Genomic DNA, 22,030 nt, shown 5'->3' with positions numbered 1-22,030 from the left:
CCGTAGTGGTCATCGTAGCCGCTCGGGCGGGGCCTCCCGTACACCGGAGCGGACCACGGACGGCTCGCCGCCGAGGCGGGCGGCCACCCGGGCGGCGGTCGCGGTGGCCCAGCGGGTGGTGGTGGCCAGGCCGAGGAGGAGGATCGCGCCGCCCAGGCCGACCAGGATCCACCAGCCGGCGTGGCTGGCCGGGGTGAAGCCGGTCGCCAGCGGGCCGACCACGGCCGAGGTGACGACCGTGCCGATCACCGCCACCCCCAGCGACTGGCCGACCTGGCGGCTCGTCGAGGCGACCGCCGCGGCCACCCCCGCCTGGGCGCGCGGCATGCCGGAGACGGCCGCGTTGGTGATCGGCGCGTTGACCATGCCGAAGCCGAAGCCGAACAGCGCGTACGACACCAGCAGCAGCACCGCCGGGGAGTCGGCGGTCAGCCTGGTCAGCAGCACCCCGCTCGCGGCCAGGCCCAGCCCGGCCGCGACCAGCGGGCCGCGCGGGCCCCGGCTGCCGACGATCCGGCCGGACAGCGGCGCGCAGACCAGCATCAGCACGGCCATCGGCAGCGTCCACAGGCCCGCCTCGACCGGGTCGTAGTGCCGGACGTCCTGCAGGTAGAGGGTGTTGAGGAAGAGGAAACCGCCCAGGGCCGCGAAGGCGCAGACCGCGGTGACGGTGGCGCCGGTGAACGGCGCGCTGGCGAAGAACCGCGGGTCCACCAGCGGCTCGGCCACCCGCCGCTCCCAGAGCGGGAAGGCGACCAGCGCGGCCACGGCGGCGGCCGCGAGGGCGAGGATCAGCGGGGACGTCCAGCCGTTGCCCGGGCCCTCGATGATCGCGGCGGTGCCGCAGCCCAGCAGGACGATCATCAGCGCCTGCCCGACCGGGTCCAGCCGGCGCGGCCGGGGCGAGCGCGACTCCGGGACGTAGCGGACGGTCAGGAGCATGGCCACCAGGGCGATCGGGACGTTGATCAGGAAGATCGACGGCCAGCCGGCCCCGTCCACCAGGAAACCGCCCAGCAGCGGGCCGAGCGCCATCGAGATGCCGACCACGCCGCCCCAGACGCCGATCGCCTGCGCCCGCTCCTTCGGGTCGGTGAAGGTGTTGGTGATGATCGACATCGCCACCGGGTTCAGCATCGAGCCGCCGACCGCCTGCAGCGCGCGGAAGGCCACCAGCCACTCCAGGCTCGGCGCCAGGCTGCACAGCAGCGAGCCGAGCGCGAAGCACACCAGCCCGGTCTGGAACACCCGCCGGCGGCCGAAGCGGTCGGCCACCGAGCCGAACAGCATCAGCAGCGAGGCCAGGACCAGGGTGTAGGCGTCGATGATCCACTGCAGTCCGGACGCCGGGGCGTCCAGGTCCCGCTGGATCGCCGGCAGGGCGATGTTCACCACGGTGTTGTCGAGGCCGACGATGAACAGGCTCAGGCAGCAGATCGCCAGGACGAGCAGGCGGCGGCGCCGCCCCGGAGCGGCGGGGGTCAGGGCATGGGGCACGGAACCGATCCTCCCACCCCGGCGGCGGGCGCGGGGCTACGAGGCGGACCGTCCGGGTGGCGGGGTCGGCGGCGGGCGGCGCGGCGAGCCGGAAGTGGGGGGCGGGTCGGCGGAGAACGGGCGGCGGACGGGCAGCGGGCCGGTGCGGGGATCAGACGGCGGCGAAGCGGACGGTGCGGGTGACCGGGTCGGCCTGCGTCAGCCGGACGTCGATCACCCGGCCGAGCGGCAGCGCCCCACGGGTGGAGTCGCCGTCACAGCGGGCCCGGACGGCGGGCTCACGCAGCTGCACGGTGCCGGAGGCGGGCCGCTTCCCGTCGACGTCGATGACCACGGCGGCGAAGTCCTCGCCCTCCCGGCCGGACAACAGCTCCGCCTCCACCAGGTCCACGCAGGCCCGTTCGACCTCGGCCGCGCGGCGGTCCCCGCTCGCCATCAGCGCCGGGACGGCCGGCAGCGCCTCGCGCGCCCAGTCCGGCACGTCCTCCCCCGCCGCCACCGCCGCGCACACCTCCTGCGCGAAGCGGTCGCCGAGCCGGCGCAGCGGCGCGGTGCAGTGCGCGTACGGCGCGGCGAGCGCGGCATGGCCCGGATCGGCCGGGGCGGGCAGGCCCCGGGACTCGTCGAAGGCGTGGTAACCGGCGCCGCGCAGCAGGCCGGTGCACGCGGTGAGGAAGGCGGCGTTCAGCGGCACGTCCGGATCCAGCGATCGGATCAGCTCCGGGTACGGGAGCGCCTGCGGCCAGTCCACGTCCAGCGCGGCGGCGATCCGGCGCAGCCGCTCGTACGCGGCGGCGGGAGCGGCCGGCAGGGTGCGGAGCAGGCCGACGCCCGCGTCGAGCATCATCTCGGCCGCGGCCATGCCGGTGAGCAGCGAGATCTGCGCGTTCCAGCCGTCGGCGGGGCCGAGCGCGCGGTAGCCGAGGACGTAGCCGTGCAGGGTCTCCTCGACCTCCTGCTCGGGCACCGGCAGGCTGATCCCGCCCCGCGCGCGCTCCTGCTCCTCGCGCAGCCGGCCGACGGTGGCGAGCAGGGCGAGCTGCTCGTCGGCGCCGCCGAGGTCCACCGCGCGCTGGACGGCGGCGTAGTCGAGCCGGCGGTGCGAGCGGACCAGGGCGCGGCGCAGGTCGGCGAGCACCACGGCGCCGTCGGCGTCCAGGTCCAGCTGCCAGAGCAGGGCGGGCCGGGGCTCGCCGGGCAGCAGGCTGGCGGCGTCCTCGGAGATCCGGGTGGGGTGCAGCGGGACGCGGTGGTCCGGGAAGTACAGGGTCTCGACCCGGCGGCGGGCCTCGGCGTCGATCGCGCCGCCCGGGCGGACGAACGCGGCGACGTCGGCGATGGCGTAGTACACCCGGTAGCCGCCGCCGGGGCGGCGCAGCAGGTGCATGGCCTGGTCGAGGTCGCGCGAGCCGGGCGGGTCGACGGTGAACAGCGGCAGTTCGGTGGCGTCGTACTCGGGCCGTCGGGGACGCTCGGCGACCTCCTCCGCCTCGGCCAGCACCGGCTCCGGCCACCCGGTGTGGACCTCCAGGCGGGCGCGGAGCTCGGTCAGCTCGGTGTTGATCCGGGCGGAGTCGGCGGCCTTGACGCGCAGTTTTCGGCGAGGCATGCAGGCAGCGTAGGGCGAATCGGGTGATTCCGGACGGAGGCCACGGACGGACGCGCCGGGCTCAGCGGCCCAGCAGGGACCTCAGGTCCTTGGCCTCCCGGCCCGGCGCTGCCCCGGGGGCTGGGGTTTGAGGACGGGCCCTGCGGCCCGGGACCGGTTTTGCGTAGGGTGGCGGGGTTCATCCGCCACAAACTGTTGAGGAGTCCGCTGTGCTGGTGCTGTTGCCGCCGTCGGAGGGCAAGGCCGCGTCCGGGGACGGCGTGCCGGTGGCGCTCGACCGGCTGTCGCTGCCCGGGCTGACGGCCGCGCGCGGCGAGGTGCTGGACGCGCTGGTCGGCCTCTGCCGGGGAGACGAGGACACCGCCGCCGAGGTGCTGGGGCTCAGCCCCGGGCTGCGCGGCGAGATCGCCCGCAACGCCGGGCTGCCGACGGCGGGCGCCCGGCCGGCCGGCGAGGTGTACACCGGGGTGCTGTTCGACAACCTGGGCCTGGCCACGCTGGACGCCGCCGCGTACGGCCGGGCCGAGCGGTCGCTGCTGGTCTTCTCGGGCCTGTGGGGCGCGGTGCGGATCTCCGACCGGATCCCGCCCTACCGCTGCTCGATGGGTGTGAAACTGCCCGGCCCGGGGGCGCTCGGCGCGTACTGGCGGGGCGCGATGGCCTCCGTGCTCCCGGAGGTGGCGGACGGGCTGGTGCTGGACCTGCGCAGTTCGGCGTATGCGGCGGCGTGGAAGCCGGCCGGCGAGGTGGTGTCCCGGACGGCGACCGTCCGGGTCCTGCAGGAGCGGAACGGCAAGCGCACGGTGGTCAGCCACTTCAACAAGGCGACCAAGGGCCGACTGGTGCGCGACCTGCTGGTCGCGGGGGCCGAGCCGAAGGCGCCGGGCGAGCTGATGGACGCGCTGCTGGGCCTGGGCCACCAGGTCGAGCTCGCGGCCGAGGGGACGGCGCGCAAGCCGTGGCAGCTGGACGTGGTGGTCACCGAGGTGCACTGAGCGGGGTCGAGCGCGGTGGCGGGGTCGATGACGAGCCCGCCACCGGCTCAGCGGTCACGGCACAGCGGTCACGGCTCACCGGCTCAGCGCAGGTGCGAGGTGTCGTTGAGCAGCCGCAGCGAGGCGTTGCCGTCCGCGTAGTACTGGACGGCGCAGAACGAGGCGGCGGACAGCTCCATCCGGTACAGCGCGTCCGGCGGGGCGCCGAGCGCCAACCGGACCAGCGTCTTGATCGGGCTGACATGGGAGACCACCAGCACGGTCCTGCCGGGGTACCGGGCGATGATCTTGTCCCGGGCGACACCGGCCCGGTGGGTGAGCGTGGTGAAGCTCTCGGTGCTACCGGTGGGCTTGGCCTTCGCCGAGCCGAGCCACGCCGCCAGGTCCTCCGGGTGGCGTTCCTGCACCTCGGCGAAGGTCAGGCCCTCCCAGGCGCCGAAGTCGACCTCGCGCAGCCCGTCCTCGTACCGGACCTCCAGGCCGAGCCGGGCCGCGACGATCTCGGCGGTCTGCCGGGTGCGGCGCATCGGCGAGGCCACCACGGCCTGGATGCTGCCGCGGGCGGCCAGTTCCTCGGCGGCCCGCTCGGCCTGCCAGCGGCCCTTGTCGGAGAGCTCCGGGTCGGAGCCGCCGCTGCCGGAGAAGCGCTTCTGCGGCGTCAGCGCGGTCTCGCCGTGGCGGAGCAGGACGAAGGTGGTCGGAGTGCCGAGGTCGGCCTCGGCCGCCCAGCCGGCCTTGGGGGCGACGGTCTCCAGCGGCGGTTCGTCGGCGGCCACGGCCGGCTGCGGCTGCCGCGGCTCCCACTGGCGGCCGGCCTTGCCCGCGTCCATCGCCTCGTTGGCGAGCCGGTCGGCGTCCTTGTTCCGCTCGCGCGGGATCCAGGTGTACGTCACCCGGCCGCGCGGCAGGATCGTCCGCGCCTCGGCGGCGAGCGGCTGCATGTCGGGGTGCTTGATCTTCCAGCGTCCGGACATCTGCTCGACGACCAGCTTGGAGTCCATCCGGACGTCCACCGAGGCGTCCGGGTCGAGTTCCCGGGCCGCCTTGAGGCCGGCGATCAGGCCCCGGTACTCGGCCACGTTGTTGGTGGCGTGGCCGATGAACTCGGCGGCCTCGGCGATGATCTGCCCGGTGTCGCCGTCCCGGACCACCGCACCGTAGCCGGCCGGCCCCGGGTTGCCCCGGGACCCGCCGTCCGCCTCGACGATGAAGCGAGCCGCCATCGGCTCAGACGCCCGTGTCCGCGGTACGGACCAGGATCCGCGAGCAGTTCTCGCAGCGGACCACCTTGTCGGCCGGCTCGGCCTTGATGGCGTTCAGCTCGGTGATGGAGAACTCGGTGCGGCAGCCCTCGCAGCGGCGCTGGTAGAGGCGGGCCGCGCCGACGCCGCCCTGCGTCTCGCGCAGCTTGGTGTAGACCTTCAGCAGGTCGGCGGGGATGACCTTGGCCACGGCCTCGCGGTCCCGCTTGACCTTGTCGGCCTCGCCGTCGATCTCCGCGAAGGCGGCGTCCCGGCGGGTCTCGGCCTCGGTGAGGACGACGGTGGAGTGCTGCAGGCGCGCGGTCAGCTCGGTGACCCGGGTCTGGGCGCTCTCCAGCCTCTCCATGATCTCCAGCACGACCTCCTCCAGATCGCCCTGGCGCTTGGCCAGCGAACCGATCTCGTGCTGGAGGTTCTCCAGGTCCTTCGGCGAGGTGATCGCGCCGGAGTCCAGGCGCTGCTGGTTGCGGGCGGACCGGGAGCGGACCTGCTCCACGTCCTGCTCGGCCTTGGTCAGCTCGCGGGTGGTGTCGCCCTGCTGGGCCTCGGCGGCGACCACCAGGTCCTTGAGCGCGGTGTGGTCGGCGGCGGCCTTCTCGATCTCGGCGTGCTCGGGCAGGGTCCGGCGCCGGTGGGCCAGCTGGTCGAGCTTCGAGTCGATGGCCTGGAGGTCGAGCAGGCGGATCTGGTCGGCGGGCGCGGCGTTCAAGCGGAAGGCTCCTGTGAATCGGATCAGGCAGTGAAGGACATGGGGGCGTGCGCGGTCCACGGGTCGGTGACCCGCTGGGAGACCTTGGTCTCCACGGCCCAGCCGCGCTGGTCGGCGGCGGCCTGCAGGGCCCGCTCGGCCAGGGCGAGCCAGGGCCACTCGGTGGCCCAGTGCGCGGCGTCGACCAGCGCGACCGGCGCCGCCTCGGCGGCCTCGGACGCCGGGTGGTGGCGCAGGTCGGCGGTGAGGTAGGCGTCCACCCCGGCCGCCCGCACCTCGGCGAAGAAGCTGTCGCCCGAGCCGCCGCACACCGCGACCCGGCTCACCAGCCGGTCCGGGTCGCCGGAGACGCGGACGCCCGCGGCGGTGGCGGGCAGGCCCTCGGCGACCTGCGCGGCGAAGGCCGACAGGGACAGCGGTGGCTCCAGCAGGCCGATCCGACCGGTGCCACGACGGCCCAGCGGGTCGGTCGGGTCCGGCACCAGCGGGCCGGTCACCCGCAGGCCCACCGCCTCGGCGAGCGCGTCCGAGACGCCGGGGTCGGCGTGGTCGGCGTTGGTGTGCGCGACGTGCAGGGCGATGCCGTTGCTGATCAGCGTGTGCACCACCCGGCCCTTGAAGGTGGTCGCGGCGACGCTCGTGGTGCCGCGCAGGTAGAGGGGGTGGTGGGTGACCACCAGGTCCGCGCCCCACTCGACGGCCTCGTCGACGACCGCCTGGACGGGGTCGACGGCGAACAGCACGCGGCCGACCTCGGCCTGAGGGTCCCCGCAGACCAGGCCGACGGCGTCCCAGGCCTCCGCCCACTGCGGCGGGTAGACCTCTTCGAGCGCGGTGATGACGTCGGACAGTTTCGGCACCTGTCGAGACTACCGTGCGCGCGGGCGCGGTCGGGCCTCGGCCGTTCGGCGACCGGCCTGCGGTGCGGCGGCGGTGGGTCGGTGGTGGGGTCGGTGGTGCGTCGGCACTGGGGTCGGCGCTGCGTCGAGGGCGCGTCGGTGGTGGGTCGGCGGTCTGGTTCGGACGCGGGCGCCGGGGGCGTACGGATGCGCGTCAACCTGCGGCGAGGGGCGCCCGGGCGGGCTCGCGCGAGCCGTGCGCGTCCGCACGCCCGGCGCCCGTTGCTCACATCCGGGCCCTCGTACGAATTCGAAACCGCCTCCGGATCACCCTTACGAGTGAAGTGACCGGCTGTGCGTTGAGCCGCTCACGTCTCGAAAGTAACTTCAGTCCTGCGAACGGGAGTTGCCCCGACAGTTGCCCCGACCGGGGGTCGGGAGGGTGCTCCGCCGGACACGGGCCCTGGCGAGACCGGGCCCGGAGCGGGCGCGGCCGGGGTGGTGTTCCCACCCCGGGGACGGCAGCCCGGGGGCGGTACTCCCGTTCAGGGGCGGTACTCCCGCTCCTTCCGAGGAAACCGATCAGGCCGGGCCGCGTGCCCGGGTGCCGGAGTGGTGGGCATCCGCGAGCGGCGGCCGAGACGAAGGGATGTGGTGGCGAATGGAGGCGGGCACATCGCTGCGTACGGCCGGGGACGGGGAATCGGCGGGCCACGGGCCGGATGCGGCCGGATCGTGGCCGGAGACGACGCGGGCGGCGCTGGCGGGTGCCGGCGCCCGGGGAGGCGGCGGCGACTGGGAGGTCACCGTCGAGGGCTTCTGGTGCACGGCCAGGCCGCCCGCGTCGGGCTCTTCGGGGTCGGGATCTTCGGATGTGGGGTCGCTGCCGGGGCAGGGTTGGAAGCTCCACGTCAGCGCGGCCTCGGCCGTGGGCGAGGCGGTGCTCGCGGCCGTCGTACGGGTCCTCGCCGACGACCCGTGCACCTTCAAGTTCGCCGCCGGGGAGGAGCGACTGCGCGAACTCAACTCCCGCAACAGCGACCGAGGTTCGGCAGGCAAGTTCATCACCGTCTATCCGGCCGACGACGCGCAGTTCCGGCGGCTGGCCGCCGCACTCGACCGGGCCACCGCCGGGCTGCCCGGGCCCGTCGTGCTCTCCGACCGCCCGTACCGACCCGGCAGCCGGGTGCACTACCGGTACGGCACCTTCGCGGCCCGCGCCGAGCTGGGCCACGACGGGGAGTACCGGTCGGTGCTGCGCGGGCCGGACGGGCAGCGGGCCGAGGACGTGCGTGGTGCCTCCTACCGGGCGCCGTCCTGGGCGCGGGACCCGCTGGAGCCTCCGGACGCGCCGAGGGCTGCCCGTCCCGGAGCGGCCAAGCGCGGCGGTGTGCTGCTCGCCGGGCGGTACGCGATCACCGCCGCGCTACGGCACAGCGCCAAGGGCGGGGTGTTCCTCGGCCGGGAGGCCGTCGGCGGCGGCGAGGTCGTGGTCAAGCAGGCCCGCGCCCACATCGAGGTCGACCGGGCCGGCACCGACGCCCGAGACGCGCTGCGGCACGAGGCCGCGCTGCTGGCCCGGCTGGAAGGACAGGGGCTGGCCCCCCACCCGATCGAACTGATCGAACAGGATGACTCCGTCTTCCTCGTGCAGGAACGAATCGCCGGGCAGCCGCTCGGCGCCTGGGTCGCCACCCGACTGCGGCGCGACGGCAGCCCCGACGTCGATTGGGCCGAAGCCGGGCCGGTCGCGCACGCGCTCCTCGACCTCGTCGAGCAGGTGCACGCCCAAGGGCTCGTCCTGCGCGACCTCTCCCCCGGCAATGTGATGGTCCGCCCCGACGGCGGCCTCCGGCTCGTCGACCTCGAACTCGCCGCCGAGACAGGTCGGCCCGCCGGATCCGCCGGTACCCCCGGCTACCGCGCCCCCGAACAGGGGCCGGGCCGGCTCGCCCTCGTGGCCGGCCCCACCGGCGCCGGGACCTGCGTCGCCGATCCGGCCGTCGACCGGTACGCCCTCGGCGGTCTCCTCTTCCTCCTCGCCACCGGCCACGACCCACTGCTCCCGGACGACCTCCCGCAGGCCCGCCCGGTCGCCGAACGCCTCGGCCGCTGGCTCGCCCTCGCCGCCCGCACCGGAACCACCGCCCGCCGCCTCGCCCCCGCCGTCCTCGGCCTCCGGGCAGAGGAGCCGGGGCAGCGGTGGAGCCTCGCCCAGGTCCGGACGGAGCTGGCGGGCGGGGGTGCGGTGGGCGACCCGGCGACGGGCAACGGCAGCGACGGCGGACCGGCCATGGGCAGCGGCCCGGTGGGCGGACCGGCGACCAGCGCGGCGGGTGTCCCGGCGATGGCCGCAGCCGCAGCCGCAAGCGCCGGACAGACCGACGGCGGCCGGGTCGGCAGCAACCGTGCCGCGACCACCGGTGGCGTGCAGGCCGCCGACGGTCGCGGGCCGGCGGCTGACGCACCCGCCGCCGTCACTCCCCTATGGCACGCCCCGACCCGACGGATCACGCCCGGCGAACGGGCCCGCGACGCGTTCCCCGCCGTCACCGACGGCCGGGCCGAGGCTGCGCCGACCGCCGTGCTCGACCGCGTGCTGCACGACGGTCTGCGGCACCTGGCCGCCACCGCCACGCCGCGGCGGCGGGACCGGCTGTGGCCGGTCGTGCCCGCCGGGGAGCGGACGGATCCGTGCAACGTGCAGCACGGCGCCGCCGGGGTGCTGGCCGTGCTGGCCCGGGCGGCGGCAACGGACGGGCTGCCGGACGAGGTGCGGGCGGAGGCCGCGCGGACGGCGCGGACGGCCGCCGGGTGGATCGAGCGGCGGCTGGCCGCCGAGCCGGTGATACTGCCCGGGTTGCACTTCGGGCGGTCGGGGACGGCCTGGGCGCTGCTGGACGCCGCCCGGGCACTGCACGACGACGAGCTGGCCGACCGTGCCGCCGCGCTCGCCCGGCGGATCGCCGTCGAGTGGCCGAACCCCGACGTCTGCCACGGCGCGGCCGGTTCCGGATTCACCCAACTCCGCTTCGCCGCCGATGATTTCGGAACGTACGGCACTACCGGCGACGACCTCACCCCTGACGGCCCCGGCGCTACGACCTTCCTGGCCCGCGCCGCCCGCTGCGGCCGCGCCCTGCTCGCCGCCGCCCGGCGCGAGCCGTACGGGACGGTGTGGCCGGTGCCGACGGACTTCGACTCGGCACTCGCCGGGATCACCCATCTCGGTTTCGCGCACGGGGTGGCCGGTGTGGGTGCCTTCCTGCTGGCCGCCGCCGAGGCGACCGGCGACCGGACGCTGCTGGCCGGCGCCGTCGAGGCCGGGCACACGCTCGCCGCGACCGCCCGTTGGGACGCGCCGCACGAGAGCGCCTGGTGGCCACAGAGCGCGGGCGACCCGGAGCGCGTCCGACTGTCGCACTGGTGCAGCGGTTCATCCGGTGCGGGCAGCTTCCTGCTCCGGCTCTGGCGGGCCACCGGCGACACCACGGCGCACGGCCTGGCGCTGGCCGCCGGGCGGGCCGTACTGGCCGGACGCTGGCACGGCGGAGTAAGCGCCTGCCACGGGCTGGCCGGCGACGGCGAGTACCTGCTCGATCTCGCCGAGGCTCTCGGCGAGCCTGAATTCCGCACCGGCGCCGAGGAGTTTGCGCAACTGATCGCCGCTCGATCGGCGCTGCGGGACGGCCTGCTGGTGCTGCCGGACGAGACCGGGACGGGCTGCGCGGCCGGCTACGGCACCGGCACGGCAGGCGCGCTGGCCTTCCTGCTGCGACTGCGGCACGGCGGCCCCCGGCCGTGGGTGGATCCGGTGTCGCCCGTCGTGCGCCAACTCCCGTGCGCGGCAAGCGGGGTGAGCGGGACGTGAACGTGGCCACCCGGACCGTCGCGCAGGCGCTGCGCAGGCTGAGCTTCACCTTCGCCACCGACGGTCGTCACGCCGCCTGCCTGGCCTCGGCCGCCGACGGTGGCTGGTACGTGGAGAGTTGGCGGCTGCCCTCGAACGGCGGTCCGGCCACGCCGCTGGCGCTGCCGCTGCCCGGCAACCGGTCGGAGAGCCTGCGCTCGCAACTGGTCGCGCTGCCGGACGGTTCGGTGCTGGTCTGCCGGCACGACGGCGATCGGCACGATCTGGTCCATCTCTCGTACGGCGAAAACGCCGCCGTGGAGCAGCAGTTGGCAACGATCCGGATGCCCGGGCTGCGGCTGCTGTCGCTCCCGGCTACCCCGGGGGCCGGTCCGCGGGCGCCGGTGGCACTCGCCCTCGGCACGGACACCCGCCCGGCCACCACCGCATGGCTGGTGCGCACGGACGGCAGCGAGCCCGAACAGGTCGCCGAGATCCCGGGGTTGCACGGCGGCGGCGCCTGGCTGGACCACGCCGGACTGCTGCTGTCGCTGGACCGGGTGAACGCGGGGCTCGTCCGCAGCGTGGTGCTGGACCTGCGCAGGGGCGTGACCACCCCGCTGCTGGAGATCGGCGATCGCAGCAACGACCGGCTGGTGCTGTTCGACCCGGACTCCCGGTTCGCGATGGTGCGCAGCGACGCGCCGGGCACCGACCGGCTCGGCTGGGGCGTGCTCGGCGGCGGGGCGCCGCTGCGGTTCCCGGAGTGTCTGCACGTCGCGGGCATGTTCCTGCGACCGGTCGCGCTGCGGCAGACGGCGGACGGCCCGCGGGTGGCGGTGCAGGTCGACCACGGCGCCGGCTCCGCGCTCGCCCTGTGGCGACCCGCCGCCGGTCGGCTGGACCCGCTGCCGGTGCCGCCGGGGCGGCTCGGCGCGGTCGGACACTGGGGCGAGGCGGCGCTGCGGCTTCCGTACTCCTCGCCCGACCACCCGGCGGCGCTGGCCGCCCTGGACGTGGACGCGCTGCTGGCGCACGGCCCGGCGACGGCCGCGTCCGGCCCGATGCCGCTGCCGCTGCAACTGGCCCCGCTGAGCTCCGGCCTGCCCGGTCCGTGGCGGGACACCGCCTTGCCCTGGCAGCCGGGTGGGCCGCGCACCTCCCGTACCCCGCCACCGGGTTGGCGCGTGGACGGCAGCACCGAGCCCGGGGACGGCGGCCGCTGGCAGCCCGCACAGAGCCTCGAACTCGCCGGTCCGGCCGGGCCGTTGGAGGCCGTGGTGTATGGCGGGGATGCCTGGCTGAGCAGCCCGCACCTGGTGCTGGCGCTGCACGGCGGCCCGGCGGACGCCTGGCGGCTGGAGTTCGACCCGGCGTTGCAGCGGATGGCCGCCGAGGGCCTGGCGGTGGTCGCGCCGAACCAGCGCGGCTCCACCGGCTACGGGGTGGCGCACGCGATGGCCATCCGGGGCGCCTGGGGCGGGCCCGATCTGGACGACGTCCTGTACCTGCTGGACGGCATCGCGGGCCAGCGCGCGGCGCTCGGCCTGGAGCCGCCCGCCCTGTTCGGGGTCAGCTACGGCGCGTTCCTGGCGCTGCTGGCGGCCGCGCACGCGCCGGCCGAGCAGGTGTCCCGCTGCGCGGTGGTCGCGCCGTTCCTGTCCGGCGCCCGGCTGCTGGCCGAAGCGGCCTCCCCCGTACGGGCGTTGGCCACCCGGCTGGGCGGCGGCGATCCGATCGCCGACGCCCGGGGCCCGCGCGACGTGCTGCAGCTGGCGCACCGGTTGAGCGCCCCGCTGCTGGTGGTGCACGGCAACCGGGACGAGGTCGTACCGGTGAGCCAATCCCGGTCGCTGCGGCACGAGTTGTTGCGGATCGGCCGGGTCGAGGGCGCGGACTTCCGGTACGTCGAGGCGGCCGGCTCCGGCCACGAGGTGCTCGCCGAGGAGGGCGCGGCCGTGCTGCACGAGCTGCTGGCCGCGTTCCTGCGGACCGGCCGACCGGGGTGACCTGAGCCCGGGCGCCGCGGTGGCTCGATACCGCGGCAGCTCGACATCTCGACATTTCGACACCCAGACTCCCGGGCCCCACGGCCCGGGGCACCACCCCGGTGCGGCGGACCGAGCCGCCCGGGGAGCGATACCCGATGCCCGCAGGCAGATCGCGGCGGGCGTAGTTCCAGGGGAGGAACCCGATCATGGAGAACATGGTGGACTTCGAGACCGACCTCGCGGCGCTGCAGGACCTGCCGGAGACCGAGTCCGTCGAGCTGACCGGCCACGGCGCCGGCTGCCAGTACACCTGTCTCATCCTGACCTGCCTGATCTTCACCAACAGCTGATCCAGGCGGTGAGCCGCCGGTGCCGTCCCTGCCTGTCCGGACAGGCAGGGACGGCACCGTCCGTTTCCCACGACCGGCCGACGACCCGGCCGACCCGACATCCCGACATCCCGACATCCCGACATCCCGACATCCCGACGGGAGCTTCGACTTGCCCCGCCGCCCCACCAGTTGGACCCTCGCACTCGGCATCGCCCTGCCGGTCGAGGCCGCCACCACGCTCGCCCTGCCCGCCGTCCTCGCCGCGGCCGTCGACGCCGCCCTCGGCCACCGGCCCGGGCCCGGCGCCTTCGTCCGGCTCGCCCTCGTGCTGGGCGTGGCCGCCGCCGCCAACGCCACCGCCGCCGCGGCCGGACCGGCCTGCTCCGCCGAGGCCACCGCCGCCCTGCGCGGACGCCTCGTCCGCCACCTGCTCGCCCTCGGACCGGGCGGCCGGCTCCGCCACGGACCGCCGCCCGGCGACCTGGCCGCCCGTCTGCTGGGCTCCGCCGGCGACGCGGGCGGCCGGCTGCCCGCCGTCCTCGGCGCAGCCACGGCGCTGCTCACCTCGGCGGGTGCGATCGTCGGGCTCGGGCTGCTGTCGCCGTGGCTGGCGCTCGCCTTCTTCGCGGGCGTGGTGCCCGGCGTGGTGCTGATCAGGCTCTTCCTGCGCGAGGCCGGGCCGGTGTTCGCCCGCTACCAGGCGGTCCAGGCCGACCTCGCCGCCCGGCTGAGCGACGCTCTCACCGGACTGCGCAGCATCCACGCCGCCGGCGCCGAACAGCGCGAGGCGGCACGGGTGCTGGCGCCGCTGCCGGAGCTGTCCGCCGCCGGGCACGCGCTCTGGGCGGCGCAGCGGCGCACCGCCTGGCAGGCCACCCTGCTGATCGCGGTGGTCGAGGTGGCGGTGCTCGCCACCGCCGGAGCGCTCCTCGCGCGCGGCGCCCTGGCCCCCGGGGCGCTCGCCGCGGCGGCCGGCTGGGCGGCGCTCGGCGCGGGACTGTTCGAGCAGGTCGAGGCGCTGGTCGGGGTGGCGCACGCGCGGGCCGGGCAGGGCCGGGCCGACGAACTGCTGGCGCTCCGGCCCCCCGAACCCGGTACGGCCACCCTCCCGGCGGGCGGCCGTGGGGAGGTGGTGCTGCGCGGCGTGGTGATGCGCGACAACGACCGGGTGCTGCTCGGCCCGCTCGACCTGACCGTCCCCGGCGGCCGTACGGTCGCGCTGGTGGGGCGCTCCGGCTCCGGCAAGTCCCTGCTGGCCGCGCTGCCCGGGCGGCTGCGCGACCCCGACGAGGGCACCGTACTGATCGACGGCGTACCGGTGGACACGCTCGCCCCGGCCGAGCTGCGGCACGCCGTCGGCTACGCCTTCGCCCGACCCGCACTGGTCGGCCGTACGGTTCGCGACGCGCTGGCCGGCGCCGGCCCCGCCGAGGCGGCGGCCGCCCGGGCGGACGGCTTCCTGCGACGGCTTCCCCGGGGCTGGGACACCCCGCTCGACGACCTCAGGCTGTCCGGCGGTGAACTGCAACGCCTCGGCCTGGCCCGGCTACTGGGCCAGCCCGCCCGAGTGGTCGTCCTCGACGACGCCACCTCGGGCCTGGACCTCGCCACCGAGTACCAGGTCACCGAGGCGCTCGACCGCGCCACCCTCGGCCGCACCCGCCTGGTGATCGCCCACCGCGCCGGCGTCGCCGCCCGCGCCGACCTCGTCGCCTGGCTCGAAGCCGGCCGCCTCCGCGCCCTCGCCCCACACACCACGCTCCTCACCGATCCCGACTACCGCGCCGCCCTGTCCGACACCACCCTCCAAGCAGCCACCGCCTGATGGCCCGCCACCGCACGCCGCCCGACGGCCACACCGAAAGTCGGCCCGATCGACTTCCGGCGCCGCCCACCCCAGCGCCCCCGCCGCCGCTACCGGACCAACCTGCGGCACCGCCCTGCACAGAAGATCGGCCGGACCGACTTCTGATGCAGCCGCCAGCCCCCGCCGCCCTCGCGCCCCAGCCGGGCCAACCCACTGGATCGGCTCGCATGGAAAGTCGACCAGACCGACTTCCAGTGCAGCCCTCCGAACCCGCCGCACCCCCGAGCCCGGCAACCGAAAGTCGGCGCCGCCGACTTCTCGCGCCGCAGCATGCCTCAGCAGGCACCTCGAACTGGCAAGACCGCCACCCCGAAGGCCCGCCCACCCACCTCGAACCGCCGCCCCCGCCCGAGCAACCGACGAACTCGGGCACAGGAAGTCGACGCCGTCGACGTCCTGCAACGCAGTCGGCAGCGGCGGGTGCTCGTCGGGTCGGCGTGGGAAGTCGGCGGTGTCGACTTCCCGTGTCCGGCTCCCCCGGGTGGGGGCTGCTGTTCCGGCAGCTCGCCGTCACGCGCGCGCCGCTGCTCCGGTTGCTCGCGTGGTCCGGGGTGGAGGCGTTGCCACCGCTGCTGTCCGGGCTGCTCGTGTCGGCCGCCGTCGACCAGGGGTTCCTGGTGGGGCGGCCGGGGGCCGGGGTGACCTGGCTGGCCGGGTTCGGTGCCGCCATGGCCTTCCGGGCGTACGCGGCACGGGCCGGGTTCCCGCACCTGGCGGGGGTGGTGGAGCCGCTGCGGGACGCCCTGGTCGAGCGGGTGGTCCACAGTGCGCTCGCCCGGCCCTCGGCGGACCCGGCCGAGGTCGCCCGGCTCACCGAACAGGTCGAGTCCGCGCGACAGTTGACCGCCACCCTGCTGCGCACCCTGCGCGGCGTCGGGGTCACCCTGGCCGCCGCCCTGGTCGGCCTGGCGCTGCTCTCGCCCGCCGTCCTACCGCTGGTCCTGCTGCCGCTGCTCGCCGCCGGGCTGCTCTTCGCCCGCCTGCTGCGCCCGCTGGTGGCGCGGCGGAGGACGGTCGTACTGGCCGAGGAGCGACTGGCCGCCGAGGCGGGCCGGGCGCTGCACGGGTTGCGCGACGTGCAGGCGACGGGCACGCAGGAGCGGGTCACCGAGGCGCTGACCGAGGCCGCCCGAGCGAGCGCCGCGGCTTCCCGCGCCCTGGGCCGGGCCTCGGCCCTGCGCGCGCTGGTCGTGGCGCTCGGCGGTCGGCTGCCCGTGCTGGCCGTCCTCGCCGCCGCACCGTGGCTGCTGTCCCGCGGCGCCCTGACCCCCGGCGAACTGCTCGGCGTCGCCACCTACCTGCTCCAGCAACTCGACCCGGCGGTACGGACCTTGGCGGGTACGGTCGGCGGCTGGCTCATCAATCTCGCCGTCGTCCTGGACCGCCTGGCCGGCACCACGAGCGACGCCCCGGTCGCGACGACCGTCGGCGGTGGCCGCCCCTCAGCTGCGAGCGCGGGTGCGCTGACGCCCGCCCCGCTGCCCAGCGCGGCGGGCGCCCCGGCCACCCCCGCCGCAGCGGCAGGCGCCACGGCCGCCCCGGCCGGTGGTGCAGTGGCGGGCCGGGCTCCGGAGGTGTGGATCAGCGCGCTGCGGTACGGGCACGGCGGCGCCGGGGCGGCGGTGCTGGAGGGGCTGGAGGCCGGGTTCGGGGCCGGAGAGCATGTGGCCGTGGTGGGCGTGAGCGGGGCGGGGAAGTCGACGCTGGCGGGCCTGCTGGCCGGCGTGTTGGCGCCGACGGACGGGGCCGTGACGGTGGGCGGGGTACGGCCGGCCGGGTTGGCAGGTGCGGAGCGGGCCCGGCTGGTGGCCCTGGTGCCGCAGGAGGCGTACGTGTTCCCGGGGCCGCTGCGGGACAACCTCTCCTGGCTCGCCCCGGGGGCCACGGACGATCGACTGGCCGACGCCGTAGCCACCTTGGGTGCCGGTCGGCTGGTCGCGCGACTGGGCGGGCCGGACGCCGTCCTGCGCGATCCGGACGTGCTGTCGGGCGGCGAGCGGCAGTTGCTCGCGCTGGTGCGGACGTACCTGTCCCCGGCACCGGTCGTGGTGCTGGACGAGGCGACCTGCCACCTGGACGCGGGCGCGGAGGAGCGGGTCGAGCGGGCCTTCGCCGCCCGGCCCGGAACGCTCGTCGTGGTCGCGCACCGGATCAGCTCGGCCCTGCGTGCGGACCGGGTGCTGCTGCTGGACGGCGGACGGGGGCTGCTCGCCCGGCACGGCGATCTGCAGGTGCTGTCCCCGCTGTACCGCGAGTTGGTGGGTCACTGGCTGGGCTCGACCGCAGGGCACGCGTCATGATCTCGATAGGATCTCCTCCGTTCCGGCCGTTATGGTGGCCGGGGCACGGGCCGCGATCACCGGCTGTGGCGCGTACCGAGCGCCCGATCGGGGACCCGACCGCGCGCGGACAGCGCCGGCCGGGCGCCGATGACCTGCACCCTCCGCACGGAAAAGACGATTTCAGATGTCCGACACCCTCACCGACACCACCGGACCCGCGGCCAACGGGACCGACGCCGACGAGAGCACGGCCGAGGACAGCGCGTCGCACGGCCGGCACCGCGGCCGGTCCGCCGCCGACGACAGGCCCGAGGCCGACCCGCACGGCCGGCACCGCGCCGCGGCGGACCGGGGCTGAGTACACCCGCACCGCGTGGGCCCGTCGGGGGGCATTCCCGGCGGGCCCTCGCGCCGTCGGGCCGCGAAGCGGCTCAGCCCAGCGTCACGACCGTCCGCAGCGCCTCGCCGCTGCGCATCTGGGCGATCGCCTCGTTGACGTCCGGCAGGGCGACGCGGTGGGTGATCATGCCGTCGAGGTCGATCCGCCCGGCCCGCCACAGGTCGACGACCAGCGCGATCGTGCGCGCCACCGGCGCCCCGCCGTAGAGCGAGGGCAGCAGGCGCTTCTCGTTGAAGAACAGCTCGCCCATGGTGAACTGCGCGAGGTCGTCCTGCGCACCGGCGCCGATCACCACGACGGCGCCGCCGCGCCGGGCCGCGTCGTAGCCGGCCCGGACGGTGGCGGCCCGGCCGACCGCCTCGAAGACGTAGTCGAAGCCGCCGCCGGGCAGGCCCTTCGCCGCCGCCCTGAGCTCCTCGGGGGCGATCGCCTCGGTCGCGCCGAAGGCCAGCGCCCGCTCGCGGCGCGAGGCGACCGGGTCGACGACGGTGATCCGGGCGGCGCCGCAGACCCGGGCGCCCTGCACGGTGGCGACCCCGACCCCGCCCGCGCCGATCACCGCGACGGAGGCGCCGGGCTCGACCCGGGCGGTGTTGACGGCGGCGCCGACGCCCGTGGTCACCCCGCAGCCGATCAGCGCGGCGACCTCGTACGGCAGGTCGGCGGGCACCTTGATGACGGCGTCCGCGGCGACCACGACCTCCTCGGCGAACGCCCCGGTGCCGTAGAACCCGGAGGCCTCGACCGCCGCGCCGCCCTGCTCGAAGCGGAAGCCGGGGGCGCCGAGCCGCCGCAGGCTGGCGATGCAGAGGTGGCCGCGGCCCCGCTCGCAGTGCGCGCAACGGCCGCAGGGCGCCATCCAGCAGAGCACCACCCGGTCGCCGGGGGCGAGGCCGGGCACGCCCTCGCCGACCTCGACGACCTCCCCGGCACCCTCGTGCCCGGGGACGAACGGCGCGGGCTGCGGCAGGACGCCGCTCATCGCGGAGAGGTCGGAGTGGCAGAGGCTGGCCGCACGCATCCGGACCCGTACGGTGCCCGGCCCGAAGCCGACCGCGGTCACGTCCTCCCGGACGTCGAGGGTGTCCTGGCCGGTCTTGTGCAGGACGGCTGCGCGCATGGAACTGCTCCCGGTGTGCCTCGGTGTCCGTGGTCGGGGCCGATTCTGGCACGGGCCGCGCGAGCCGACTAGAACACGTTCCAGAACGCCCCGCCCGCCCCGGCGCCGGAGACCGGCCGTGGGGGCGTGGCCCTGCCGGTGCCGGCGGGCCTACCGTCGAGTAGGGTCCGGGGCGAGCACGTCCGCCCATGTCCTGGACGTCCCGAGCCCGAGGAGCACCGCATGTCCGACCTGCTGGAGAGCGCCCGCCCGGCGCCCGAGGTGCTGGCGGCGTTCGAGGCGGCCACCGGGTTCATGCCGGTGGACGAGGGCCTGGCGCTGTACGCGGCGGCGGTGACGGCGGCGCGGCGCACCGGGCTGCCGGTGCTGGAGATCGGCACCTACTGCGGCCGCTCGGCGATCCTGCTGGCGGCGGCGGCCCGGGAGGCAGGGACGGTCGCGCTGACGGTGGACCACCACCGGGGCTCGGAGGAGCAGCAGCCCGGCTGGGAGTACCACGACCCGACGCTGGTGGACCCGGAGGTGGGGCTGATGGACACCCTGCCGCGGTTCCGCCGGGCGCTGCACGCGGCCGGGCTGGAGGAGCACGTGGTGGCCCTGGTGGGCCGCTCGCCGCGGATCGCGGCGCTGTGGGGACGGCCGCTGGCCCTGGTGTTCATCGACGGCGGGCACACCGACGAGCACGCGACCGGCGACTACGAGGGCTGGGCCCCGCACCTGGCGCCGGAGGGGCTGCTGGTGGTGCACGACGTGTTCCCGGACCCGGCGGACGGCGGCCAGGCCCCGTACCGGGTGTACCTGCGGGCGCTGGCCGAGGGCTTCGAGGAGGTCTCGGTGACGGGCTCGCTGCGCGTCCTGCGCCGGGCCGGAGCCGACGGGCGCTGACGGACGCCACCGACCGCCGAACCTCCCGGGCCGCCCGATCCTCCGAGCGGCCCCACAGCCCTGCCCGGATGCTCTAACGTCGTGCCGGAGCTGTCGGGCGGGGGTTCGAACGGTACGGTGTCCGCGCAGCACCAGGCAGAGCATCGGCGGACGGTGGGGGCTAGCGGCACATGACGGACCAGCACAACACCGCTCCGGCGGTCTGGGATCCCACCGCCCGCGGCGGCGCGGGCGGCTGGGTCCGCGGCCCGCAGCGCCCCGCCGAACCCCAGCCCACCGGCCCGCAGCCCACCGAGCCACAGCCCGCCGCACCGCAGCCCACCCCCGGCGCGGTCGGGGACCAGGGCCCGCCGCTGGGCGCCCGCCCGTACCTGGCCGCCGCCCCCGGCCACGAAGCCCCGGCCGCAGCCGGCTTCCCCGCCGCCCCGCGACCGCCGTCCGTGCCGCCGCCCGCGCCGTTCCCCTCCCACGTGACCACGCAGGCCCCCGGCCCCGGCTACGCGTACCCGCCGCAGCCGCCCGCCGGCCCGCCGCAGCCCCCGTACGGCCAGGCCGCCGGCCCGTACCCGGCCCAGCCCGGCCACCCCGCCGACCACCCCGACTACCCCACCGACTACGCGGACCCGGACGACGAGGACCGCCCCGTCAACCGGAAGGCGCCGCTGCTGATCGGCTTCGCGCTGCTCCTGGTGGTGGCGGTCGGCGGCGGCCTGCTGTGGGCCGCCAAGGGCGGCGGCGACAAGAAGGACCAGGCCGCGCCCGCCCCGTCCGCCGCCTCCACGACACCCAGCGGGAACCCGCAGCCGGTCCCGGCGCCCACCGGCACGGACGCCGCGCCGGGCGCCACCGACCCGGCCGCGCCCGCCGCGACCCCGAGTTCCACCGCCTCGGGCGCCGGTGCCAACGCCAAGACCCAGGCGCAGGCGCTGGACGACCTGCTCACCCAGGGCGAGAGCGCGAAGGCCCCGATCGGCAGCGCGGTCGCCAAGGTGATCAGCTGCCCGGCGAAGCCCGACATCGAGAGCGCGGCGCAGGTGTTCGACAACGGCGCCAAGCAGCGCGACGAACTGCTGCGCAAGCTCGCCGGGCTGAGCGCCTCCGACGTGCCGGGCGGCGCGGACGCGGTGGCGGCGCTGAAGTCCGCCTGGCAGCTGTCGGCCGACATCGACCGGGCGTACGCGAGCTGGGCGCGGGCGGTCGCCGGCCAGGGCTGCTCGGGCTCGGCCCCGACCACCGCCGACAAGAAGCGCGCCGACGAGCTCAACCCGCAGGCCACCCAGGCGAAGAAGGACTTCGCGGGCAAGTGGAAGCCGATCGCCGACACCTACGGCCTCACCCCGCGCACCCAGGACAGGATCTGACCCGCTCGTGACCGGCCCGACCGCTCGACCGCCCCGCCGTTCCACCCTGCTGCGCACCACCACGGTGGTGGGCGCGGCCGTTCCGCTCTGCCTGGCGGGCTGGCTGGGCTGGCAGGCCCTCGACGGTTCCGGCCCGGCGGGCAGCACCGCCGCACCGACCACCGCACCGGCCGCGCAGTCCGGCCCCACCACGCCCGGCACTCCCGCCCCGGAGACCGCAGCACCCGGGACCGCACCCGAGAGCGCCGCACCCGGCACCCCCGCCCCGGCCCCGTCGGACACTCCGTCGGACACCCCGTCCGCGCTCACCGGCCGCACCGTCGTGCTCGACCCCGGCCACAACCCCGGCAACTTCGCGCACCCCACCGAGATCAACCGCCAGGTCGACGTCGGCAACTCCCGCAAGGAGTGCGACACCACCGGCACCGAGACCAACTCCGGCTACACCGAGGCCGAGTACACCCTGGACGTCTCCCGCCGGGCCCGCGCGATCCTGGCCGCCCGCGGCGCCGCGGTGGTGCTGGTGCAGGACGGCGACCGCCCCTGGGGCCCGTGCGTGGACGAGCGCGCCCGGGCCGGTGCCGCCGCGCACGCCGACGTGGCGCTGTCGGTGCACGGGGACGGCGGTCCGGCGGCCGGCAGCGGGTTCCACGTGATCCTGCCGGCGAGGGTGGTGGCCGGGAAGGCGGACAACTCGGCGATCGTCGAGCCCTCGCGCCGGCTCGGCCTGCTGCTGCGCGAGCGGTTCCGCGCCGCGACCGGCGAGCCGTACGCGGACTACACCGCGAACGAGGGTCTGGACACCCGCTCCGACCTGGGAGGTCTGAACCTGTCCGCGGTACCCAAGGTGTTCATCGAGTGCGGTAACATGCGCAACTCGACGGACGCGAAGCGGATGACGGATCCTCAGTGGCGGCAGCTGGCGGCCCAGGGGATCGCCGACGCGCTGACGGCGTATCTGACCACGCGGTAAGGGAGTTGGGGCAGGAGCGGCCGGTGGTGTACGGCCCGCCCGGCCCGCGCCGTTTGCA

Annotated in this window: 16 protein-coding genes; 10 read left to right on the top strand and 6 right to left on the bottom strand. The window is 76.3% G+C overall.

Annotated features, from left to right (window positions below; all coding sequences use genetic code 11):
- Nucleotides 1-9: 9 nt before the first annotated feature.
- Nucleotides 10-1,497 (bottom strand): MFS transporter, encoded by a 1,488-nt coding sequence (locus tag ACIO5E_RS01555; RefSeq protein ID WP_400662239.1) that lies wholly within the window; start codon nt 1,495-1,497, stop codon nt 10-12.
- 151 nt (nt 1,498-1,648) lie between these two features.
- Nucleotides 1,649-3,106 (bottom strand): RNB domain-containing ribonuclease, encoded by a 1,458-nt coding sequence (locus ACIO5E_RS01550; protein WP_400662237.1) that lies wholly within the window; start codon nt 3,104-3,106, stop codon nt 1,649-1,651.
- Nucleotides 3,107-3,315: 209 nt separating this feature from the next.
- Between ACIO5E_RS01550 and yaaA the strand changes: the two genes are divergently transcribed.
- Nucleotides 3,316-4,101: a peroxide stress protein YaaA gene (gene yaaA, locus ACIO5E_RS01545; protein ID WP_400662235.1), complete on the top strand. Its 786-nt coding sequence runs from the start codon at nt 3,316-3,318 to the stop codon at nt 4,099-4,101.
- 83 nt (nt 4,102-4,184) lie between these two features.
- Here the strand turns inward: yaaA and ACIO5E_RS01540 are convergent, their stop codons facing one another.
- From ACIO5E_RS01540 to ACIO5E_RS01530, 3 genes are read right to left on the bottom strand one after another with little or no spacing between them, the layout of a single operon-like run.
- Nucleotides 4,185-5,324: a bifunctional RNase H/acid phosphatase gene (locus ACIO5E_RS01540; protein ID WP_400662233.1), complete on the bottom strand. Its 1,140-nt coding sequence runs from the start codon at nt 5,322-5,324 to the stop codon at nt 4,185-4,187.
- Nucleotides 5,325-5,328: 4 nt separating this feature from the next.
- Nucleotides 5,329-6,072, bottom strand: coding sequence for a zinc ribbon domain-containing protein (locus ACIO5E_RS01535; protein WP_400662231.1), 744 nt, complete (start codon nt 6,070-6,072; stop codon nt 5,329-5,331).
- A 23-nt stretch (nt 6,073-6,095) separates the two neighbouring features.
- Nucleotides 6,096-6,932: a Nif3-like dinuclear metal center hexameric protein gene (locus ACIO5E_RS01530; protein WP_400662229.1), complete on the bottom strand. Its 837-nt coding sequence runs from the start codon at nt 6,930-6,932 to the stop codon at nt 6,096-6,098.
- An 853-nt stretch (nt 6,933-7,785) separates the two neighbouring features.
- Between ACIO5E_RS01530 and ACIO5E_RS01525 the strand changes: the two genes are divergently transcribed.
- The 6 genes from ACIO5E_RS01525 to ACIO5E_RS01500 all read left to right on the top strand — a co-directional run bounded on the left by ACIO5E_RS01525 (nt 7,786) and on the right by ACIO5E_RS01500 (nt 17,591).
- The gene (locus tag ACIO5E_RS01525) at nt 7,786-10,782 is read left to right on the top strand and encodes a lanthionine synthetase LanC family protein (RefSeq protein ID WP_400662227.1); all 2,997 of its coding nucleotides are present in this window, start codon (nt 7,786-7,788) and stop codon (nt 10,780-10,782) included.
- Nucleotides 10,779-12,770, top strand: coding sequence for an alpha/beta hydrolase family protein (locus ACIO5E_RS01520; RefSeq protein WP_400662224.1), 1,992 nt, complete (start codon nt 10,779-10,781; stop codon nt 12,768-12,770). Before ACIO5E_RS01525 ends, ACIO5E_RS01520 begins: the two co-directional genes overlap by 4 nt.
- A 188-nt stretch (nt 12,771-12,958) precedes the next feature.
- Nucleotides 12,959-13,102, top strand: a complete 144-nt coding sequence (locus ACIO5E_RS01515) for a VenA family class IV lanthipeptide (RefSeq protein WP_159398410.1) — start codon at nt 12,959-12,961, stop codon at nt 13,100-13,102.
- 151 nt (nt 13,103-13,253) lie between these two features.
- Nucleotides 13,254-14,909, top strand: a complete 1,656-nt coding sequence (locus tag ACIO5E_RS01510) for an ATP-binding cassette domain-containing protein (RefSeq protein ID WP_400662221.1) — start codon at nt 13,254-13,256, stop codon at nt 14,907-14,909.
- A gap of 506 nt (nt 14,910-15,415) precedes the next feature.
- Nucleotides 15,416-17,251: an ATP-binding cassette domain-containing protein gene (locus tag ACIO5E_RS01505; RefSeq protein ID WP_400662218.1), complete on the top strand. Its 1,836-nt coding sequence runs from the start codon at nt 15,416-15,418 to the stop codon at nt 17,249-17,251.
- Between the two features lie 166 nt (nt 17,252-17,417).
- A complete protein-coding gene (locus tag ACIO5E_RS01500) occupies nt 17,418-17,591 on the top strand; it encodes a hypothetical protein (RefSeq protein ID WP_280674760.1) in 174 nt (57 codons plus the stop codon).
- 73 nt (nt 17,592-17,664) lie between these two features.
- Here ACIO5E_RS01500 and ACIO5E_RS01495 read toward each other — a convergent pair whose 3' ends face one another.
- The gene (locus ACIO5E_RS01495; RefSeq protein WP_400662216.1) at nt 17,665-18,753 is read right to left on the bottom strand and encodes an alcohol dehydrogenase catalytic domain-containing protein; all 1,089 of its coding nucleotides are present in this window, start codon (nt 18,751-18,753) and stop codon (nt 17,665-17,667) included.
- 222 nt (nt 18,754-18,975) lie between these two features.
- Between ACIO5E_RS01495 and ACIO5E_RS01490 the strand changes: the two genes are divergently transcribed.
- From ACIO5E_RS01490 to ACIO5E_RS01480, 3 genes are all read left to right on the top strand, one after another.
- Nucleotides 18,976-19,638 carry a class I SAM-dependent methyltransferase gene (locus ACIO5E_RS01490; protein WP_400662213.1) on the top strand — a complete coding sequence of 221 codons (663 nt, stop codon included), beginning with the start codon at nt 18,976-18,978 and terminating at the stop codon, nt 19,636-19,638.
- A gap of 170 nt (nt 19,639-19,808) precedes the next feature.
- Complete coding sequence (locus tag ACIO5E_RS01485) at nt 19,809-20,999, top strand: hypothetical protein (RefSeq protein ID WP_400662210.1); 1,191 nt, start codon at nt 19,809-19,811, stop codon at nt 20,997-20,999.
- A 7-nt stretch (nt 21,000-21,006) separates the two neighbouring features.
- The gene (locus tag ACIO5E_RS01480; RefSeq protein WP_400662208.1) at nt 21,007-21,972 is read left to right on the top strand and encodes an N-acetylmuramoyl-L-alanine amidase; all 966 of its coding nucleotides are present in this window, start codon (nt 21,007-21,009) and stop codon (nt 21,970-21,972) included.
- Nucleotides 21,973-22,030 lie beyond the last annotated feature (58 nt).

The sequence above is a fragment of the Kitasatospora sp. NPDC087314 genome, assembly GCF_044744365.1.
Taxonomy (GTDB): domain Bacteria; phylum Actinomycetota; class Actinomycetes; order Streptomycetales; family Streptomycetaceae; genus Kitasatospora.
Note: the sequence above shows the minus strand (reverse complement) of the source record. Positions and strands in the feature narration are given on the sequence as shown.